Genomic DNA, 21307 nt, shown 5'->3' with positions numbered 1-21307 from the left:
TCATTAGTACGCCGAACCAACCGATGTAGATGCGGTTGCCGGTGCTGGTGATCCACTCGCAGAAGCGATCCCATACGTTGGCGCTTTGGCGCTGTTGTAAGGTTGTGGTCATTTGTTTATGATTGCTTTTGTTTTTGTATGAATCAGGTAGGTGTTTGTACCTGTTGTTCACATAGTAAATGAATTATTTCGATTTGTAAAGAGTTTTTACAAAAATTTTTACGTTAATTTTCTCTAACGTGCCAAAAGCTTATGGTGCAAGGAACTCAGGAAATAAGCTCTGGGTGTTTGGGAGCTGCGTTGGGGGAATAAGTTCTTTGTCTCATAGCTGAGGTGGGTTCAAACTGACTGAATATTATTGGTGTTAAGGTTAGGTACATTTTATGGATAAGCAATGATACTTAGAATATTGTTGAGAATATTGTTGCAAGTTAGGTTGGGAAATATGTCAATTTCTCCTCCCAGTGTTACTTTTAGTCGGGCTTATACTATTGTTCCGACTTACGAGTGCTTCAATGGCTGTACATACTGCAACTTTCGCAGTGAACCGGGTCAAAGTCCCTGGATGACTTTATCGGAAGCGGAAAGGGTTTTGCTACAACTTCCCAGCCAGAAAGTGTGTGAAATCCTGATTCTCAGTGGTGAAGTCCATCCCCGTTCACCTTTGCGTCAACAATGGTTTGAGAGGATTTATGATTTGTGTGGGTTGGCTTTGTCTCTGGGATTTTTACCCCATACTAATGCTGGAATACTTAGTTTGGCTGAGATGCAACGGCTGAAGAATGTCAATGTTTCTATGGGTTTGATGCTGGAACAGTTAACCCCAGCACTTTTAAATACTGTTCATCGCCACGCACCGAGTAAGTTACCGGAAACTAGATTACAACAATTAATCTGGGCGGGAGAGTTGCAGATTCCTTTTACTACGGGGTTACTTTTGGGTATTGGGGAAACTGAAGATGATTGGTGGGAAACTTTAAAGGCTATATCTGAGTTACATCAACGTTATCATCATATTCAAGAAGTTATATTACAACCCCACAGCCCAGGAAATCAGCAAAGCTTTGACTGGGGAGCTTTTGACCCCTACCAACTAAGGAGGGTGATTACTAAAGCCCGTGAAATTTTACCGCCAGATATTACAATTCAAATTCCGCCAAATTTAGTTCAGGATGAGGAATGGTTGCTGGCTTGTATAGCTGCTGGTGCGAGAGATTTGGGCGGGATTGGTCCCAAGGATGAGGTGAATCCTGACTATCCTCATATTCAAGAAGAGGCGTTAAGAAAAGTTTTACGGTGTGGGGGGTGGGAGTTAGTACCACGTTTACCTATATATCCCCAGTTTGATGATTGGTTGAGTGATGATTTGAAAATGGCTGTGGAACAATGGCGCGGTTAACTTATTTGACCTTTGATGATTTTAATTTCTTTTGGTGTTAGGTTATAAAGTTGATAAACTATTTGGTCTATTTCTGCTTCTAATGGGGTTATGTCTGCTTGGGGGTTTGCTTGTTTGGCGGTGAGAATTTCCTCAACTAGTTTTTCTAATAATGTCTGCTGTGTTTTTGTAGCTTTGGGTATGGGTATTTGAGAAACGTAGATTGACTTAAAACGTCTAAAATTTCCACGAATTGCAGGACAAATCTGATTAATGAAAAACTGTACAACTTTTGAATTAAAAAGTCCAATTAAATGTTTCCGATCAGAGGGAATTAGAAATAGTGTGCAGTCAGGGAATAAATGCTCATTATCAAAAGTAAATTGACAAGTAACTGCAATGTCGGGATAAATAATCTTAGGTTGCTCAAATTCTTTCCAGTAAATACAAGAGCGCAATTCCCAAAAAAATTTACCCTGGTCGCATCGTTTAATTAATGATTTCCTAAACTGCTCAAAATATTGATAAATTGCAGGATATGTTTTAGCAAAAATTTTCTCTGCTTCTTTTTCCAGATCATCAGACCAAGGATGTTTTTTATTTTCTGAAGATTCTATTTTAATGAGATACAAATCAGCAGAATCAACACACCAACGCTTAACATCCCGACCGCGTAAAAAAGGCTTTAACACCTCAGCAGAGGAAGGATGTTCATCAATTAATTTATCACGGGTAGGGCGATCCACCACAAATGCTGTGTTTAACCCTGTTTTAATACCATAGTAAAATCTACCGTTGACATATTCTCCTAAAGGTTGACCAATATTGCGTAGTTTTATTAGTAATTCCAATACTTGAGAAGATTCTAGCCTCCACCCATCAGGTTTTAAATTCTCCTGTGAAATTATCAAACCTTGTTCATCTAACACCCTGGGAAACTGGGCTATATTTTTTTGTATGGCTCTATCCCAAGATAACGCCCCTACCTCATTACCCTGGGGTTGTAACTTGCCTAAAGCAATAATGCTAGGATAGGCGATGGCATCTTCAAAAACTGGAAAATCACCGAAATCAATTAAATTATAAATTGTAGTTTTCTTTGTTAACAGTCGGCGTAACTTTTCTCCGTAACCAGCGCGAAAATATTTGTTAGAGGAAATATAGGTTAAATGACCTAGTGGTTTTAATAACTTTAAACCTAGTTCATAAAAATAGACAAATATATCAGCAGTACCTACATAACATTGATAGGTTTGTTGTAGAATTGGCTTCATATCTTTAATTTCCTCTTGTCTAATATAGGGAGGATTACCAATGACTACATCAAACCCCACAAAAACACCTTGGTCATTTAATACTTCGGGAAATTCAAAGCGCCATTCTAGGGAGTTTTGGTAAATCTTGCCGCTTTCTATCTCCTCAATTTCAGCTTTTAACTGAGAAATTTGATTATTTAGCCTAAGACTTATTTTCTCCCGCGCCTTCTTTTCCTCCTTGGTTTCCTCAAACAACAAAACCTGATTTTCTAAATTATAAAGCTCACCCTCCAACCCTCTTAACTTCTGTTTATTGGGGTCTTCCAGTGCTAGGGTATTCTTTAAATTCCCCTTAATATCATTAATTAATTTTTCCATGTCCCGCTTTTGCTGCTTATTTTCAGCATGGCGGTAAGTTTGCACAGCATGGCGATAAGTATCTATAGTATATTTTTTCTTATTCAAAGCTGGTCGTAAATCACCATCCAATGCAAAACGACTAATTAAAGAATTACCACACTTGATATTAATATCAATATTCGGTAAAGTTTCTAAGTTGGTGTAATTGCCATCAGCTTGATAGTAGGCATTTTTTAATAACTCAATCCACAACCGCAAGCGACAGATTTTCACTGAGTTGGGATTAATATCTACACCAAATAAACACTCCTCAATAATATTCTGTTTTTCATGAAATAGGGCTTCTTGTACCCGTTGACTTTCTTTGTTGTGGGGATGATATTCAAATAAAGATCCATCATCATCAGTAATAACTAATTCGTCATTTACTACTTCAATTTGATAATCTCTTAAGGTTTTACCTTGTCTATCTAATAGTATTTTTAACTCACTCTTCACTGCAATGAGTTCATTGAGAGCGGAAACTAAAAAATGTCCTGAACCTACTGCGGGGTCACAAATTTTTAAACTATTGATAATTTGATTAGCTTCTTGTTTATCGCTAATATTGTCATACAATTGGTGGATATTTTGACAATTCCACCCCTTAACTTGATTAAATTTCTGCACAACAGCGCGGCGAATTGTTTCCCGACACATATACATAGTAATAAAACCGGGAGTAAAGAAGGAACCATCTTTATATCCGTTAATTTTCTCAAAAATCAAACCCAGTACAGAAGCATTAATTAATCTTTTATTCTCTTCTTGGATATCTTCGTATCCTTCACTGCTAAAGTCGTAAGCATTGAGAAATTGAAACAAATATTCTAAGGTTCTGAGTGAGCCTGTGAGTTTCTTTCCGTTGCTATCCTTCAAGACGGTAGCATTAAAAATATTTAGATGCTCATCTGTGAGGTTACTAATAAAAATGGTCACCTGTTCAATATCTGTAGGTTCAAACAGGGAACTGTTTAAATAGGGAACATGGGTAAATATCTTTTGTAAATTCGGATTTCTTTCCTCTGGTTGACGAGCTAGCACACTAAAAAACAAACTATTTAAATCGTCATAATTCTTAACTTTATCTAGGTTGAGGAAGCCAAAGGAGATATCATGTTTGTGGTAGCGAATTAATTGAGCTTCCAACAGTTTGAGAAACAAAATGCGATTAATCCAAGTAATTGCTAATTCTAAAGCAACATTAAATAGTCTATCTTGCTCGGTTAGTCCAAATTGCTCTGGCTTTTCTAAGCGGGAGATTTTATCTAAACTATCAAGTTGAAAAATTGCATTTTCCATGAGTGAACCTGGATTTCTTGCATCTGGTTTTTGACGCTGGATAATTTTTTTACCACCTTCCTTCGTTTCTGTTAAACCGATGATATGTAATAATTCACTATAAAACCCTTGATCAAGACTGTTGCTATCGTTAGCAAAGGGTAGTTTTAATAAATGTTCTGGGGAAAGTAATTTAAAGAGTGCAATGAGTTGATGGTGGTCTATTTGTTGAGGGTTATTAACTATTTCTGCATATTCTCTCAGGTCAAAGTGGGTAAAGACTAGGGAATTTTGTATTTTAGTAATAGCTGGTTGAGCGATTTCTTTATAGAAAAATTCGGTTTTTTTGCTGGTTAATCTTCCGGCTTCAAAATTATGAAATTGCTTGACAAATTCAACATCTTCTACGAAACTTTTTTCAAAATCAGTGGCATCGAAAATAAACCATTGATAGATATTAGTAGCAATTAAATACTTAATTTCTAGGTTTTTATTGATGAGCCTCTCCCGCATAAAATATAACACTAATTCCTGGAGAGCTTTGGTATTTAAATTTTCAACTGTCAACATTTCGCCTTTATTGTTAGGCTTTTTGGTTTCTAAAATTACCCCTACAGTGGTGTCAGGGTTTTTACCGTTATGAATAACTAGGTCATTGCGCCCTTTGGTATTAATAAAATGATGGGAACCATAATAAGTATTTTTGAAGAAATCAGCGATGAGATTTTTATGAAATTCTTCTGTTTCTTCTTCGTTAATTTGCTGTATGAGGGTGGTGAGATTATTTTTAAATAGTTCAATTTGATTTCTGTAGGGTTTAACTTTGAGGAAGGCTTTATTTAACGCTTGTTTTGGGAGAATTTTAGTCATCTGTGCCTTAAAATGTGAAAATTAACAAAAATGGTAGTTAGGTAAATTAAACAAATTGATTTTTATTTCGGGACAGAAATGTTGACTGTTGACTGTTGACTGTTGTGCGTCGGTGATACAAAATTTGAGCAATCAACGCAAAAAGGGATAACCGCTTTTATGCTCCTGTGGAAGTCAATGTTTGTGACAAGTAGCGGTTGACAGACAAAAGCCTGTTGTAAAATAGACATAGGTAATGATTTGAGGGGCCATTTACTGGTCAGAAATGCCTATAGAAACTATTTTTGGAAATCTTCAAGGTCTTAAGTCCAGTCAGCTGAAGCAACTACAGCGACTGTATCACCAGCGCATACCCGGCGATCGCATTGCTACCCCTGAATTTTGCCAGCGTTTAGCAGCAGTGACTACAGAAATTAATCAACCTGTGTGCGCTTATCTCAACCGTCGCGGACAAGTGATTCGTGTGGGAGTGGGTACACCGCGCCAAACACAAATCCCACCGCTAGAATTGCCTCGTTACGGTGCGGAACGTCTTAGTGGTATTCGTTGTATAGCTACCAATCTCAAGGCAGAACCCCCTAATGAAGGGGCACTAACTGCCATGGGGCTGCAACGCTTAGATGCTTTGGTGGTGCTAAATATTACTGGCACAGGATTTACACGGCGCGGTGGAGGGTCTACTGGGTACGTCAAAGAAACTTATTTGGCTCACTTAGTATCTAACAACAATCACCCACTGTCAACTTCCCCATCAGGAATTAGCGAAAGGTTGTCGAGAGAGGCTTCCTGTAAGGATAATTCCCCGGCTGATGAGTTAGCACTCTACTCTAGGGTATCGCCGCCTATGAGTTTAGATATGCTGTGTCAGCAAGATTTTATCGAGTTGGTAGAGGGTCTGGAAGCAGAATTCCAACGGCAATTTGTCGCCCAGGAGGTAGCTGCTGACCATGACCGGGTGATTATCGTGGGACTGATGACGGATAGTACATCTGTTCAGAGATTTCAGGACACGATATCAGAATTGGCTAGGTTAGTGGATACAGCGGGTGGAGATGTATTGCAAACGTTACAACAAAAGCGATCGCGTATTCATCCGCAAACGGTAGTTGGCGAGGGTAAGGTACAGGAAATTGCCTTAACTGCCCAAACCCTAGGAGCTAATCTTGTGGTTTTTGACCGCGACCTTTCACCAGCCCAAGTCCGTAATTTAGAGAGGAAAATTGGTATCCGGGTGGTTGACCGCACTGAAGTGATTTTAGATATTTTTGCCCAACGGGCTCAGTCCCGTGCTGGTAAGTTGCAAGTAGAACTAGCACAGTTAGGATATATGATGCCGCGACTAAGTGGTAGGGGTCTGGATATGTCCCGATTAGGTGGTGGTATTGGTACTCGTGGACCTGGTGAAACTAAACTGGAAACAGAACGTCGGGCGATTCAAAAACGTATTTCCCGATTGCAACAAGAAGTAAATCAGTTGCAGGCACATCGTTCGCGGTTGCGTCAAAGACGACAACATCAGGAAGTTCCTTCTGTGGCTTTGGTTGGCTATACTAACGCGGGTAAATCTACTTTGCTCAACGCTTTGACCAATGCTGAAGTTTACACTGCTGACCAATTGTTTGCTACTCTTGACCCTACTACCCGCCGCTTAGTAATTTCTCATGGCGAAAGTGGTGAAACTCAAGAGATTCTACTAACGGACACAGTGGGTTTCATACACGAGCTACCTGCTTCCTTAAGGGATGCTTTTCGCGCCACTTTAGAAGAAGTGACAGAGGCTGATGCTCTATTGCATTTAGTTGATTTATCTCATCCTGCTTGGTTGAGCCATATTCGCTCGGTGAGGGAAATTTTGGCACAAATGCCTGTTACTCCCGGTCCAGCATTGGTTATTTTTAACAAAATTGACCAAGTAGACAGCGCAACACTGGCCCTAGCTCGAGAAGAATTTCCCTTGGCTGTGTTTATTTCAGCAAGTCAGCGATTGGGATTAGAAACTCTACGCCAACGTCTTACTCAACTAATTCAATATGCTGTTGACTGTCGGTAATTTTACTGTTTGCCATTGAAATCTATACAAGCACGGTGGGGTGGTTACGAGGGGTGAGAACTATTACACCTTAGTGAGGTTCAGATTTAGTGAGGTTCAGATTCAAACCAGGGCAAGGGATTTTAGCTTAAACCGCAGGAAGCCTTTCACCCATGAGAAAATAGGCTGAAAACCCTTGGGGTTAAGTTTTGGATCTGGGCCGAAAAACTTAGCAGTCCTTCAGATAGGAGATATGGGGGAAAGGAGCAAATCTTGTACTATACTCTTTTATAGCAAACCTTGTTTACTCTGGAGGGATAGAGGGTATTGCAGTTTACCCATTCCGGGTAACACCGGGAAAAGTAACTTGAGGACATTTGTCCATAAAATTACTGACTGTAAGTCGTAGTAAGGGAGGAAGTAAGAAATCCACTACTACGCTTTCTATTGGGCGGGAAGCCTAAATTGCCGATTTTCTAAACCGCCTATGCTTAAGCATGGTGGAGTTAGCATACATGACATGGTGCTAATGGTGAAATTATAAAGTTTAAGAAGCATTAAATTTAATTGAGGATATTATGGCTGCCAAAGTCGAAATTTACACTTGGAGAACTTGCCCTTTTTGCATTCGTGCTAAAAGTTTGTTGAACAAAAAGGGCATTGATTTTAGCGAATATTGCATTGATGGAGATGAAGCAGCACGAGATGAAATGTCTAAAAGAGCTAAGGGGAGACGTTCAGTGCCGCAAATTTTTATTAATGATTACCATGTTGGTGGTTGTGATGATATCCACGATTTAGAAAGGCAAGGGAAGCTCGATGAGTTATTAGCTTCTGGTTGACATGGGATTTTTTCCCCAGCAGCCATTGTGTTGTCAAGTGGTTTTTACCGGAAAAGGAGCCTTTAGACGCGGGGATGTAGGCAATTTGTGGCTTTAGCTACTGTGAATTAGAAACACAGGCTTAAAGACTAACTCTTTGTGAAAAATCATGAGATTAGGGAGTTAATTAGGAAGTTGAATAAAAGCCGTTCTGGAAAGACCGGGCTTTAAAGCCAAATTTTTGGTAGTCTAAAAATTCTGGATGATTGAGGCAAATAAGGTGAAACTGGCTTTTATTATTGATCCCATCCATGAGCTTGACCCCTGTCATGATACTAGTGTTGCTCTTATGGAAGCAGCACAAATCTTGGGACATGAAATTTGGGTAACTGAGACAAGTCTGCTGAGTGTGGTGGGTAGCAAAGCTTGGGGGATGTTACGGCAGATAGAACTTGTTCCAGTGCAGTTAGTACAGGGATGCTGGGTAGCGGCGAATCCTTGGTATAAGTTGAGTGATCCCTGCTTTACATCTTTAGAAGCAATGGATGCTGTTTTTATGCGGAAAGATCCACCAGTTGATGATTCTTACCTTTATGCTACTTACGTTCTAGACTACATCAATCAACAAAAAACTCTGGTGATTAATAATCCCAGTGGTATTCGCAAAGCAAATGAAAAAATGTATGCTCTGCAATTTACTAATGCGATTCCAGAAACCATTGTCAGTGCAGACAAGCAGTTTATCTGGAAATTTGTTGAGGCTAAGGGTGCAGCAATTATCAAGCCTTTGGGTAACAAGGCTGGAGAAGGAATTTTATTCTTACAACCAGGCGATCGCAACTTTAATTCCATTGTTGAACTCAGTACCCTACGTGGTCGGTTGCCGGTAATGGTGCAAACTTATTTACCAGAAGCTAAAGCGGGAGACAAGCGAATTATCCTCCTGAATGGAGAACCAATTGGCGCGGTCAATCGCCTTTCTAGTGGTAGTGACTTTCGTAATAATATGGCTGCTGGTGGTACTGTTGCTCCAACGACCATTACCCCAAGAGAGGATGAAATATGTGCCGAAATAAGGGCGAGTTTACGTCAAGATGGCTTAATTTTTGTGGGGATTGATGTCATTGGCGGTTATCTCACTGAGGTCAATGTGACGAGCCCTACGGGAATTCGTGAAATTGACCGACTAGATGGTACTCGCTTAGGTGAACAAGTGATGTCATGGATTTCGCAAACTTTAAAAAAATAACAAAATTTGCCTGATTAAAGTTACTATTTAAAACACTGTTTTTGTGGGTTAGTTTTGGTAATTTACTGCCACAAAAAAAGTGCCGACGGCATCCTTGGTGTTTTGTTGTGCGGTTGATTTATCCCCTGGATGGAATCACAGGGGATTCTAAACTGATGTTGCTAACCGGGCTGAAGCCATGGTAAGGAAAGTTTACGATATGATTTATTCAGCGCCTTCCCTGCCTTGCGGCAATTTGATTGTGAAACTTTAAACTAATAGATTTTATACAGTCTTCAGCTAAACCTGAGACTGCAAGTTTTATCTACCACTTTAATAGCCAATTTATTAATTACGGGGTGTACGCCGACTACGGAGAAAGTCTGGAATATCTAACCCGGTTTTTTCTTTTGTTTCGGTAACTGGTGTGGGGGGATAAGAATTAACTGTTGGTTGCTGTGGCGTTGAGCGCTTAGAAGTAGTTACTACCCTGGGGGCGGCCACAGCTTGGGTTGGTGCTGCTTGTATTTCACCAGTAAAACCAGTAGCAATAACAGTAATTCTCACTTCACCTTGGAGCCTGTCATCAATCACGGCTCCAAAAATAATGTTGGCATTGGGATCAACTACTTCATATATTGCCTCGGCCGCAGCATTTACTTCATGTAAAGTCAGATCACTACCACCTGTAATATTAAAGACAACTCCTCTAGCTCCTTCAATGGAACATTCTAATAAAGGCGAAGAAATAGCCGCGATTGCTGCTTCTCTTGCTCTTGATTTTCCGGAACTGACACCTATACCCATTAATGCTGATCCCGCATCTGCCATCACAGCTCTGACATCAGCAAAGTCAACGTTGACCAAGCCAGGGATGGTAATAATGTCGGAAATACCTTGTACCCCTTGACGCAGTACATCATCTGCATAGCGAAAAGCTTCTTGTACAGGGGTTTGCTCTGGTATTACTTCCAGCAATTTATTGTTGGGAATAATAATTAGCGTATCTACTCTACTTTTTAGCCCTTCAATACCCTGTTCTGCTTGGCTAGTACGACGGCGGCCTTCAAAAATAAATGGACGTGTGACAACGCCCACTGTCAGAGCTCCCATTTCCTTTGCTACTTCTGCCACAATTGGGGCTGCACCTGTGCCAGTACCGCCCCCCATACCAGCGGTGATGAACACTAAGTCCGCTCCTTCTAAAGCTGTAGCAATTTCGTCTCGAGATTCTTCAGCTGCCTTTTGACCAATGGCGGGATTACCGCCTGCACCTAAACCTCTTGTTAGTTTCTGTCCAATTTGCAATCGACTGGGGGCACCTGCCAAAGTCAAAGCTTGAGCATCGGTGTTGATTGACCAAAATTCTACTCCTGTGACATCAGACTCAATCATGCGGTTAACCGCATTTCCACCGCCCCCACCGACACCAATCACTTTGATGTTGGCAACTCGACCCGGTACTATCTCACCAATACGGCTATTCTCCGTAGAAATCTTTTTATTATCATGGTTTTGTCCAAAGTTCATCCCAGAGTTGTTAAGGGGGTTAGTGGAGTTAACTGCTAACGGAAAGCCTTGCTGCCCGAGAGACTGGGAGTTTTTATAGGTAAGCCCTTGGTTATTATTGAGTGTCATTGGATTTTTAAAGCTAGATAAAGGACTTTTTCAGGTGTTATTCACCTAAGAGTCAACCATAGTTTGACACTGCCAAAATTTATGGCATTGTTCTTTATTGTTATCACGACTCCCAACCTTAACAAGATTGTTAGTGGGAAGGTTTGCCATAGTATCAGCTGATAGCCAGGTAGTTGGGTAAACCACGGTGTCGGAAGGCTATATAAGAGCTAATTCCAGAAAAGTATACCTACATTTACTTTAAATTGATCTGTATAACTTCAAGTAAATATTAATATTTTCAGCACTATGTTGCACATTTAGCACATAATTTCCTCCACTATTTGTTATTCAAGGGTGAGAGCGGCATAGGTTTCTAAGGAGTTTGGGGGTTAAGCTCTGGCTTTGTTTGGTTCAGATGTACTAAGGGAGAGGCAGGATTTGTCAAATCAATGTAGTTTATTTGACTAGAAGCTATTTTGGCAGATAAATATCGCATTTGGGCGAGTACTTTGATTTGTTCGGTTAACTGGGGACTAATAGCACCGAGATGTATATTTCCCAGTTCTGTTTTCAAAATTATATTTGTGGGATCTTGCCAATCAATTTCCATTATCTTCACGGAACTTTGACTTAGTGATAAATAAAGTTGACTCCAATAAGGGCGATATTGTTCTGGTGTGCCTAAAACTTTGAGGCTGGGGAGTTTGATGTTGGGGTTGAGTAAGGCGTATTTTTCTAAGGGTATCAAAACTCCAGTCCCATCTAACAAGTCGGCAGAAGATTGTTTTTTTGGATTCTGAGTTATTGCCACAGGTACTCTTTTCTGTATTTCGATGTTTAATCCAGGAGGAAAAAGGCGACGACTGACAGTTGCTTGTGCAATGGTGGGTTGTTGCTTTAAAGAGTTGGCAATGTCATGGGGTTGAATGCGCCATAAAGATTGAGGATAGGATATCACCAGTACTGACTGAATCGCGGCTTGGGAGAATAGTTGATTGCCTGATTTCATGACAATTTGCTTGGGAGCATTTATTACCCATATTGGTTGGAGTGCTACCCACAGCAAACCACCAGTTAAAGCACTGGTGAGAATAGTTCGCCAAATAGCCTGAATAATTTTTATTTGTTGCCGCCGACGCATTTTTTGCCGGCGCTGGGACAAATACTTTTGGGACACTGATACTATGCCAGCCATTTCCACCTCTTTCTGATTATTGGTTAGGCTCAGATTATTGATATGGATTAATTGAACTGTTGTTATTTATACAATTTTTTTACTCCAATATGAATTACATCGGCATCTAAATCTAAGTAATAGAATTCCTAGGAATTCTTTCTATTCAGGTTTTCAATGTTTAGTTTAAACCGAATGTAACTTTTTTGCCTAGTGGTAGCTATTATTAATAGGTAAAATTAAATACAAAATTGGGGCACAAATGTGAGTTAGTTATGGGTCTAAGATGAATGGTAAAAATTTTCTTATATACAAATCAAAGATTTTTCATTTAAAGGGTTACAAGGGTAGATAGCTGAATTTTAGATAATCAGTTATTGGTTTTTGTTGGTTGACATCAGATGGTGAGGAGGCCAGGACAGGATGGGATGTTGTTGACAACACTTGCCAATGGGGTTACTTTTTACCTCAATGGTGATTTGCTTGCTGTGTAAAAAAAGTGTCAAAGGTTGGTGTCATCAAGACAAATCAATTTAAACCTTTAACATCAGCCGTAATTCTTACACACTGGTATTGGTTAGTCATGATCAAAAGAGTATTTTGTGGATTGACATTTTGACCATCTGCTTGTTTGTGGTTGGTATAGATGCTGGGTTTCAGGAAGGCGGGAATTTTGAAGAGGGTAATGGGTTTGTTTGTGATGGTATAAGCCCCAAGGGCTAAATTGGAGATTTATGAGTTAAGAGTTATGAACATAGGTAAATTTTTATCAAAAAAACCTTTTCAGCTTACCAACTCAAGGAGCGATCGCTTTCCAGCAAATCATCACTGTGCTCCTCATGACCAGGATCTTCCATTGCTGCCCTTGGCAAAGTGGCTAAGAAAGTTTGCAGTCTCATGCGCTCAATGTAAGGCCAGCCTCCCTGAGACTCAATATCTCTGAGTAGAGAGTAGAGTTTTTGGCGATTATCAGGCAAACTTTCTTGAAAAGCACTATCCCGGATATCTCGATGCAACTGTTCTAAATGGCGCAGCAAAGCCAAAAGGGCGATGGGGTCTCCTTGAGAAAGGCTAGCTATATCATACACTGCTGTGGCGATGGCTTGTAGTTGTTCGGATAAATTCCTTGAGTCCGAAGTTTTGTGGTTGCTCATGCAACTATCTCCTTGTAAATGAAACCTACTCAAATTTACCGGAGATTCTTAGCTTTTATTCATGTTCAGCAATTTTCCATTGCATAAATAAAAGTAGAAAATGATGGGTTTTCAGCAGCTAGGAGTCAATTCTGGCAAAGGTTTTAGCTTTAGTGTCTCTCAACACAACACTAGACAGGAATGACTTGTAGCACAGTTTCCCAGGGAGGTCAATGCAAGGAAGTATTTTGGGATCATGGGAGAGAGCTTTGATCTTGAGTTAAAAAAAATCGTATGATCTGGCTAATTTCCCTATTAAGCAATGGACTGTATCTGTATGTAGTGGGAACACATAACACAATACAGAACCATTTGGGCAACACCGAAAATGCCGTAGGCATTAGTTTTATAAGTTAGATATGAATTTTTGAGATTGAGGTTGACCATGAGGTATCGCGCTTTAATTGTTGCATTCTTGGCTGTGTGCCTGGGGCTATTAACTGCTTGCAGTGATGCTCCCACTTCTTCTAATAGTAGGGATTTACTTACTTACGAACAAATTCGTGGTACCGGCTTGGCTAACAAATGTCCCCAACTGTCAGAAATCAGTCGTGGTTCTATTCCCATTGCATCAAGCCAGTCTTACTTGCTCAAAGAACTTTGTTTAGAACCAACCAGTTTCTTTGTCAAAGAAGAACCCGCTAATAAACGACAGGTAGCAGAGTTTGTCCCTGGTAAATTGTTGACCAGATACACTTCTACCATTGACCAAGTACAAGGAGATTTGAAGGTCAATCCAGATAACAGCTTAACTTTTGTAGAAGCTGATGGTCTGGACTTCCAAGCCATTACTGTCAAACTTCCTGGTGGTGAATCAGTACCTTTTCTCTTCACCATCAAAGATTTAGTTGCTCAAACACAACCTGGTTTGACCAGCATCAATACCTCTACTGACTTTGAAGGTACTTTCAAGGTTCCTTCCTACCGTGGTTCTTCTTTCCTAGATCCTAAAGGTCGTGGTATCGTCACTGGCTATGATAATGCCGTAGCTCTTCCTGCCCAAGCTGATGATGAAGAACTGACCCGCGCTAATGTCAAGCGTGTTGAAACTCTTGATGGCACAATTTCTTTGCAAGTAGCCAAGGTAGATAGCACAACTGGTGAAATTGCTGGTACTTTCGAGAGCGAACAACCATCTGATACTGACTTAGGTGCTGGCGATCCTAAAGAAGTTAAGATTCGGGGTCTTTTTTATGCCCGGGTTGAACCAAATCGCGCCTAAATTCCTTGGAATGATTCTGTAATTAATTTGAACCCAAGAGTTTACCCATTTGCTTTTAAATTAAAGGAAGCAAATGGGTTTTTTAGGGAAGTTGCCAGAATGGTAGGCGAAGAGCCTATGAACTGAGCAATATCAGCCACTAATGTTGAAGCTTCATCAATATGGAAAGTCAAGAAAAACAAGAAAAAGTTGAACTCCCAGGTTTGTCCCTGGCGGTTTACCGAGAAATAGCAGCCCATTTGCGTCAAGTCGAAGGAATAGAGGTTTGTGTCATTCCCCAAGCATCCGCAGAATTTGATTACAATGAAAGTCAAATTAGTGGTTTATGGATTTGTTGGCAACCCAACTCAACAACAGAAAGTCGCCAACGGGTGGAGCAAATTTTGGGCTATTATCGCCAACGCTACGGTTGACAATTTCGGTTTACCATAGGCCAATTTTCTCACCAACCTGTAAACAAAATTAGGCATTTTAAAATGGCAATGGTGGCGGGGATGATTATACCAGTAATTTAAACTTACTGGTAAATTTCCTTAATTATATGTATATACTACATTATATCAACATAATTGCTGGCTGTCTTATTTTTACAAGTTTGACTGCCTAGCTTGTAAAAAATGGTGAAATAATATTTTAGGGGCTGTCTGATTTGTGGCTTTAACAAAAATTACCCCTGGACAAGAAATAACTCGTACACAACAATTTGGCTTAAGTTTAATCTCTAGGCTCAGTGGTGGACGAGATGTGGTTTTAGCGATTGATTTGACAGAAAGCGTTGGCTTGAATAATGAAGGTCGGATTCGCTTGCGTCAGATAATTGAACACAGTATTAGGCCAGGAGATTACATTTACATTGTCCCGTTTGCTCAAGATGTAGTTTTAGGGACAGTGACACCAAGTGTTAATCCCTTGGGAATGCCAATTAAATATACTCATAAAAGCCAAGCAAATATTGAACAACTATTAGCAAAAATTCCGTTAACGTCTGATCATAAGTATTATGGTACAGATATTCAGCGGGCTGAGTTAACAATCTATCAAGGTATTGCACAGATTAATCATAATCGCCTGGAAAAAAAACAACCGATTAAGTCACAATCTCTGGTTTGGCTAACGGATGCGCCTTTATTTACAGAACCGGGGATTAGTTCAAAAGTATGGATAGAAACTCCTGCTGATAGTCCATTCCGAATTCCTGATTCTCCAGAAAGTCAAGAGCGTCAGGCCTGGATGAAAATATTACCTATTAACAAGCGATCGCTCTCCATCACCACAGGGGAAAATCAACCATATACATTAACTGTTGTTGATATTCAGCCCACAGTTCAAGAATTTTGCACACCGGTACCAGGTAATCGAGAAACTTGTTTAGTTAACCCCTATTTACGCCAGCAGTTATGGTTACCAAGTTTAATTTTACTGTCCATGATTCTGCTTTTATGCGGGTTAGGATATAAACTACACCGCTTACGGAAAAATTGGCAATTATCTATAGAATTTCCAGGAGAAGAAGAACAAATATATCGGTTAAAGAATAGGCAAAAAATCGCCATTGGTGAAGATGACGGAACTTATGCAGATTGTATCCCCTGTCCTGGTGGAAAAGTAAGAGCATACTTAGAACGACAGGGCGATAAACTATACTTAGTACCATTAAGTTCAGACTTACCAGGCATTGATTATAATGGGCAGAAAATTACCTCCCGTAGAGCCATATCGGGGTCTAAATTTACGCTCAGTTGTGTAGATAATCGCCTTGGCGACTATGAAATGAACATCCAAATCAAAAAATAGTCTATGGAGAAATATTTCTATGAACCCAGCCGCAAATAATGAACAACAATATCAAGGGATTAACCGCACGGTTTGTATAGGATTGGGTGGCACTGGTAGGGATGTTTTAATGCGAATTCGGCGGTTAATAGTTGACAAATATGGGGATTTAAAAAAGCTCCCCATTGTCAGTTTTGTCCACATTGACACCGATAAAGCTGCCACTCAAGTCAGTGGTATTCGCACTGGGAGTATTTATCATGGGGTTGATCTGAGTTTTCAGCAATCAGAAAAAGTCACCGCCACCATGTCACCCAGAGAAGTGACTACCTTTGTTGAAGGGTTAGAAAGGCGTTCAGAATACAACGATTATGGACCATATGACCACATTGGTAGATGGTTCCCACCCCAGTTATTACGTAATATTAAAGCTGTGGAAGAAGGTGCTAAGGGTATTAGACCAGTAGGAAGATTGGCTTTTTTCCACAATCACCAAAAAATACAATTAGCTATCAACAACGCTGAAGAACGTACCAGGGGACATGAGGCTTATTTACTTCGCTCAGGTCTGAAAGTAGAGCCGGGATTAAGTATTTTTGTAGTGGGTTCTCTGTGCGGTGGTACAGGTAGCGGGATGTTTTTAGATATTGCTTACAGTCTCAGACATTTTTATAGTGGTCAAGGTGCTAGATTTTGCGGTTATTTAGTTATTAGTCCAGAACTGTATGGTAATACTCCCAGCATGAATGCTAATACCTATGCTGCTCTCAAAGAACTAGACTACTATAACCGTCCAGGGACAAAGTTTGAAGCTTGTTATGACATCCAAAATCCTGTGTATGTCAGCGAGAAACGGTCACCATTTGATTATACTTATTTAGTTTCTAATCAAACAGGCGGAGAATATACAATCCTCAACCAAGGGAAATTATGCAATGTTATTGCTCATAAAATTTCCCTTGATTTTAGCAGTGAATTAGCACCAATCATTAAGGGCAACCGAGATAATTTTTTACAACATATTATTGATTGGGACAAACACCCCCGTCCTAATCCCCAGCGTTACCTCACATTTGGATTATCCGCTATTTATTTTCGCCGTGATGCCGTAGTGGAAATTTCCTTAAACAAAGTTGGGTTAGAACTGGTGAATTTTTGGTTAAATGGTAAAAGTCAAAGCCCAGATCCCCGGGATTTATTACAACAATTTCTTCTGGAGTACCATTGGCATAACGACCTGGTTACTAGGGATGGCTTAATTACTAAGCTAGCAGATGGAGTGGAAGAATACAATAGCACATTTAACAACAGCATTATCACATGGAAAAATAAAATCAATAAGTTAATTAATGAATGTGAAAATAAGGACGACAGAAATAATTTACGTCAAAAACTAACTAAAGAATTCCGCGATCAATTCCGTAAGGTACAACCAGGAGAAACTGAAAGTACTAGAGGACAATGGTTAACGAAGTTAATGGAATTAACTCCTAACTTAACTAAACAACTCCAGGGTGATATGGATGATTATCTCACTCAGCTACTCACACCGAAGAAGTCTAATTTTTCCCTCAAAAGTGCCCGTGATTGGTTAGATGCACTGCAACATGAATTAAACGATTACCAACGGGATATACAAGCTGCTCTTAATGATTTTGCGAACATGAGAACACCTGAAGATGTAGATAGAGTCTGGGTGGAAACTGACCAAGTTCTTACAGATATTGAGGCTAAATTTGTCATCCCCAAATTTAATAATAAAAATCAACAATTTCAAACAGAAATTAAAGCAGCTTTGCAACAAGTTCAGAAAATTATCAAACATAACTTTGACTTAACTGTACGACAGGAAGCACTACGAGTTGTCAATAAACTGCAAAGATACGTACAAGATAAAATTAGTCAAACAACTGCTTTTGACAGCTTATTAAATGACCTAAAAAACATTTACGAAAGACAAGATAGAGAGTTACGGGATTTGAATTTTGATGAAATGAGTGGTGAAGCCATATTTGATGATGAAGACATCGAACGCTGTCACCAAACAATGTTACCTATAGATGACTTACGCTCCCAGTTAGCTCTCATCAGCTCAGAAATTACAGAACCAAGTGGTAGAGGAAGGTCTTTGACTAGTTTCTTAGAGAAAGAACGCACTACCCAAGAACTGCTGCAAACAGAGATGAAAAAGAAAATTGACAGTATGTTTGCTTCACGGGGTACTAATATTGTCAAATCTGTAATTAAGCGCTTCATGCAAAACTACTCAACTGCACGGTCAACCCGTTTAGCACAAATTATGGAAGAAGCTAAACCCCTATTACCACTGAGTTTGAGTGATCCGTATTTTTGGGATGATCCTGGTAAAACTAGTCAATTAGTGGGCTTTAAAGATACTGATGAATTAGAGGTCAGACAGTTTAAATCTTTGCTGACTACAGATTTAGGGATTTCGCCAACAGTCTTAAAATCATTACAAACTGAGGATGAGATTGTATTTGTCAATGAGTATGGTGGGTTTCCTCTAAGATTAATTAATAGCCTGGAAAGAATGCGTAATCATTACATCAGGGAGCATAATTCCCGCGGCGCTTGTCTACATAATGATTGCCGTGTGGTTTTCCCTGATATCATGCCACCAGATGCGGTGACAATAGAACAATTAGAAAATGTTTTCTATCCTTGTCTAGGTTTACAACTATTGCAGACAAACCCACAAAATCAGGAGTTAGAGTTTACATATTATGATGATATGCGCGACTGTTATTCTACAGCTGCTCTTAGTTCAGAATGGGGGCAGGCTTTAGAGGAATTGGCGAACCGTCAGGATATGAAATTAGCTTTGCAAGGTATTTTAGATCAGGAAATTTTGGCTATGGAAACACAACCTGAACTATGGAAAAATGAATATCTACCGAAAATCAACAGCTTTGTCAATGAAGTTGATAAATTACCCCAGGAACATCCTAACTATCCTTACAAGAATGCCTTAATTAATAAGGAACCTGGGACTACAGAAGGAATTCTTCTGAGGTTCCGCAGAAAAATGAATAAAAAATTTAATTCCCCAAGTTCAAAAATTATTTTACAGCCAAGTTCAGATAGTAGAAAATCTATTGTGGGGGAGATAGTAGATGGTGAACCAGTGCAATATACTGATACCTTGGGACAAGTCCGGTCAGAGTTAAAGAATTTACAAAACCTTTTAGCGGATAATCTCATTACTCAAGAAGATTACGAGGGTCGAAAACAAAGAATTTTAGACCAATTATCAAATTAATTTGGTTTATTCAGCACCCTCTCACACATTTCATAATCAGAGAAGTATCATGATATCAATACCACGGGAATTAATTTTGGCTACGGTAGTGGTCATTGTTCTACCATCCATAGTTACTATCTGGCTGCGCTGGAGTTTGTACAAGTATTTGCAAGATGTAGCGGAGAAAGTAAAAAGACTAATTAATGATGCTCCACGAGGGGTACAACCTAAAATAATCAGCACACTAGAAAGCAGATTTCAAAAAGCTAGCAGCCAGTTAGATCAAGTTAATACACCAGCATTAATCGACCAAGTTTATAGTCAAGAAAAGTTTAAAGGTTTTTCTATTGAACAAATAGAATATGGGTGCCGTATTGTCCCCAATTTGCTTTTAGCTTTTGGGTTGCTAGGGACTTTTTTGGGGATTACAATTAATTTATCTTCTCTTACTGAAACTCTCAATAATACTGCTGCCACTAATATTAATGATTTGGTGGGGCAAATACAACAATCATTATCTGGTATGAGTATTGCCTTTGTCACTAGTTTGGTAGGGTTGTCATGTAGTGCATTGGTAACTATAGTTAATTGGTTGTTCAATACTGGCGCTCTTAAGTATCAGGTTGTTAGTTCTTTAGAAGACTATTTAGATAATATTTACCTACCTGAAGTTCAAGGTGATACTCGCCTTGATAAAATAGTTAATAGGATGGTAGAACAGCAAAATGAGTTTTTAAGCAGATTTGGTGTGACTGTGCGAGAAGCAGTGGAAAGTTCCATGGCTAAGGTCGCAGAACAAATAATCGCGGGGAATAGACAAGCGACAGATTTGGCAAGACAAGTTTATGAAAAGTTCACAGAGTCAGCAGGTACTATATCTGCTGCTGCTCATGAGTTTGACGTTGCGATTAATGAACTCAATGCTAAATCTCAAATATTTAAAGATGCTGCGAATACCTTTGCTAATAGTCAATTCCCTGAGAAGTTATCAGCTGCGATGCATAATTTAACCGAGATAGAGCAGAGATTTTCTCACTCCGCTGGAAGTTTAGCTAGTACAACCACATCATTTAATTCATTGGTAGTTCAAGTGGAAACCCTGGGAGCGGAAATTAAGAGCGTCAATCAAGTCTCATCTCAAATATTAGATTTAAATCGCATTAATCAAAAATCTCTGGGTGAGATTATACCTCAACTTAAGGAAGGTGCTGATAGTTTTGCGATCGCAGTAACTAGACTTGATCAATTAGAAAAGAATTTGATGGATAAAGCTACAAGTTTAGAGGTGATTTCTGGGGATTTACGAGAGTTTATTGGTATTATCAATCATCAAGCTGGTCATATGTCTGAGGAAATGGTCAATGGCTTTGGGAAAGCTGTAACCAGAATTGAAGAATTAGAAAATAACTTGATGGATAAGGCCAAAGGTTTGCAGCAAATTACTTTAGATATGCAAGGATTTGTAGAAGTTATCAATAAACACGCTGGAACAGTTAATACATCTCTTGGTAATATATGTCAGCAAATAGATAGGAATTATGAAAACATATCACAGTTACTCAATAGTGGTAATTCTACTGTGGTTAAAGAATATCAGAACATAGGTAATCTATTGGTAGAAGGTATGAATAAACAAAGAGCAGTAAATGAAGATATCAATGGTAATCTGCAAAATTTTATTCAGCATTTCAATACGGAAGTAAAAAGCTTCAGATACAACTCTGAAGATAAAATCACAGATACTTTTAATAATACCTAAAGTTTCCATGGGGATGATGCAGTTTTTACTAAAATAAGCGTA

General features: G+C 39.4%; 13 protein-coding genes and 1 pseudogene. 9 read left to right on the top strand and 5 right to left on the bottom strand.

The genetic code is table 11. The features are described 5' to 3' along the window. Positions 1 to 112 (bottom strand): annotated as a pseudogene (locus NWP25_RS14725) (photosystem II q(b) protein); the annotation flags it as partial. 333 nt (positions 113 to 445) lie between these two features. Between NWP25_RS14725 and cofG the strand changes: the two are divergent. Then, on the top strand, positions 446 to 1399 hold the full coding sequence (cofG, locus tag NWP25_RS14720) for a 7,8-didemethyl-8-hydroxy-5-deazariboflavin synthase subunit CofG (RefSeq protein ID WP_280651030.1): 954 nt from the start codon (positions 446 to 448) through the stop codon (positions 1397 to 1399). Here the strand turns inward: cofG and NWP25_RS14715 are convergent. After that, positions 1396 to 5184, bottom strand: coding sequence for a class I SAM-dependent DNA methyltransferase (locus NWP25_RS14715; protein WP_280699679.1), 3789 nt, complete (start codon positions 5182 to 5184; stop codon positions 1396 to 1398). The two genes, cofG and NWP25_RS14715, sit on opposite strands and share 4 nt — an antisense overlap. Before the next feature lie 265 nt (positions 5185 to 5449). Between NWP25_RS14715 and hflX the strand changes: the two genes are divergently transcribed. From hflX to gshB, 3 genes are all read left to right on the top strand, one after another. Then, positions 5450 to 7234: a GTPase HflX gene (gene hflX, locus NWP25_RS14710; protein WP_280651028.1), complete on the top strand. Its 1785-nt coding sequence runs from the start codon at positions 5450 to 5452 to the stop codon at positions 7232 to 7234. Positions 7235 to 7791: 557 nt separating this feature from the next. Continuing rightward, positions 7792 to 8055 carry a glutaredoxin 3 gene (gene grxC / locus NWP25_RS14705; protein WP_280651027.1) on the top strand — a complete coding sequence of 88 codons (264 nt, stop codon included), beginning with the start codon at positions 7792 to 7794 and terminating at the stop codon, positions 8053 to 8055. Between the two features lie 259 nt (positions 8056 to 8314). Then, positions 8315 to 9283 carry a glutathione synthase gene (gshB, locus tag NWP25_RS14700; protein WP_280651026.1) on the top strand — a complete coding sequence of 323 codons (969 nt, stop codon included), beginning with the start codon at positions 8315 to 8317 and terminating at the stop codon, positions 9281 to 9283. A gap of 327 nt (positions 9284 to 9610) precedes the next feature. Here gshB and ftsZ read toward each other — a convergent pair whose 3' ends face one another. The 3 genes from ftsZ to NWP25_RS14685 form a co-directional block, all read right to left on the bottom strand. Then, complete coding sequence (gene ftsZ, locus NWP25_RS14695; protein ID WP_280651025.1) at positions 9611 to 10900, bottom strand: cell division protein FtsZ; 1290 nt, start codon at positions 10898 to 10900, stop codon at positions 9611 to 9613. Positions 10901 to 11255: 355 nt separating this feature from the next. Then, positions 11256 to 12077, bottom strand: coding sequence for a cell division protein FtsQ/DivIB (locus tag NWP25_RS14690; protein WP_280651024.1), 822 nt, complete (start codon positions 12075 to 12077; stop codon positions 11256 to 11258). A 767-nt stretch (positions 12078 to 12844) separates the two neighbouring features. Beyond that, entirely contained in the window at positions 12845 to 13210 is a 366-nt protein-coding gene (locus NWP25_RS14685) for a hypothetical protein (RefSeq protein ID WP_280651023.1), read from the bottom strand. Positions 13211 to 13634: 424 nt separating this feature from the next. Between NWP25_RS14685 and psbO the strand changes: the two genes are divergently transcribed. The 5 genes from psbO (at position 13635) to NWP25_RS14660 (ending at position 21265) form a co-directional block, all read left to right on the top strand. After that, the gene (gene psbO, locus NWP25_RS14680; RefSeq protein ID WP_280651022.1) at positions 13635 to 14471 is read left to right on the top strand and encodes a photosystem II manganese-stabilizing polypeptide; all 837 of its coding nucleotides are present in this window, start codon (positions 13635 to 13637) and stop codon (positions 14469 to 14471) included. 161 nt (positions 14472 to 14632) lie between these two features. Beyond that, positions 14633 to 14884: a hypothetical protein gene (locus NWP25_RS14675; protein ID WP_280699677.1), complete on the top strand. Its 252-nt coding sequence runs from the start codon at positions 14633 to 14635 to the stop codon at positions 14882 to 14884. Positions 14885 to 15122: 238 nt separating this feature from the next. After that, on the top strand, positions 15123 to 16265 hold the full coding sequence (locus NWP25_RS14670; protein ID WP_280651020.1) for a VWA domain-containing protein: 1143 nt from the start codon (positions 15123 to 15125) through the stop codon (positions 16263 to 16265). A gap of 19 nt (positions 16266 to 16284) precedes the next feature. Beyond that, a complete protein-coding gene (locus NWP25_RS14665) occupies positions 16285 to 19524 on the top strand; it encodes a tubulin-like doman-containing protein (RefSeq protein WP_280651019.1) in 3240 nt (1079 codons plus the stop codon). Between the two features lie 49 nt (positions 19525 to 19573). Then, positions 19574 to 21265: a hypothetical protein gene (locus NWP25_RS14660; protein ID WP_280699676.1), complete on the top strand. Its 1692-nt coding sequence runs from the start codon at positions 19574 to 19576 to the stop codon at positions 21263 to 21265. Positions 21266 to 21307 lie beyond the last annotated feature (42 nt).

Origin of the sequence: Umezakia ovalisporum Ak1311 (assembly GCF_029891685.1) — a bacterium.
In the GTDB taxonomy this organism is placed as follows: Bacteria; Cyanobacteriota; Cyanobacteriia; order Cyanobacteriales; family Nostocaceae; genus Umezakia; species Umezakia ovalisporum.
This window is presented reverse-complemented; position numbering and strand designations above follow the sequence as displayed.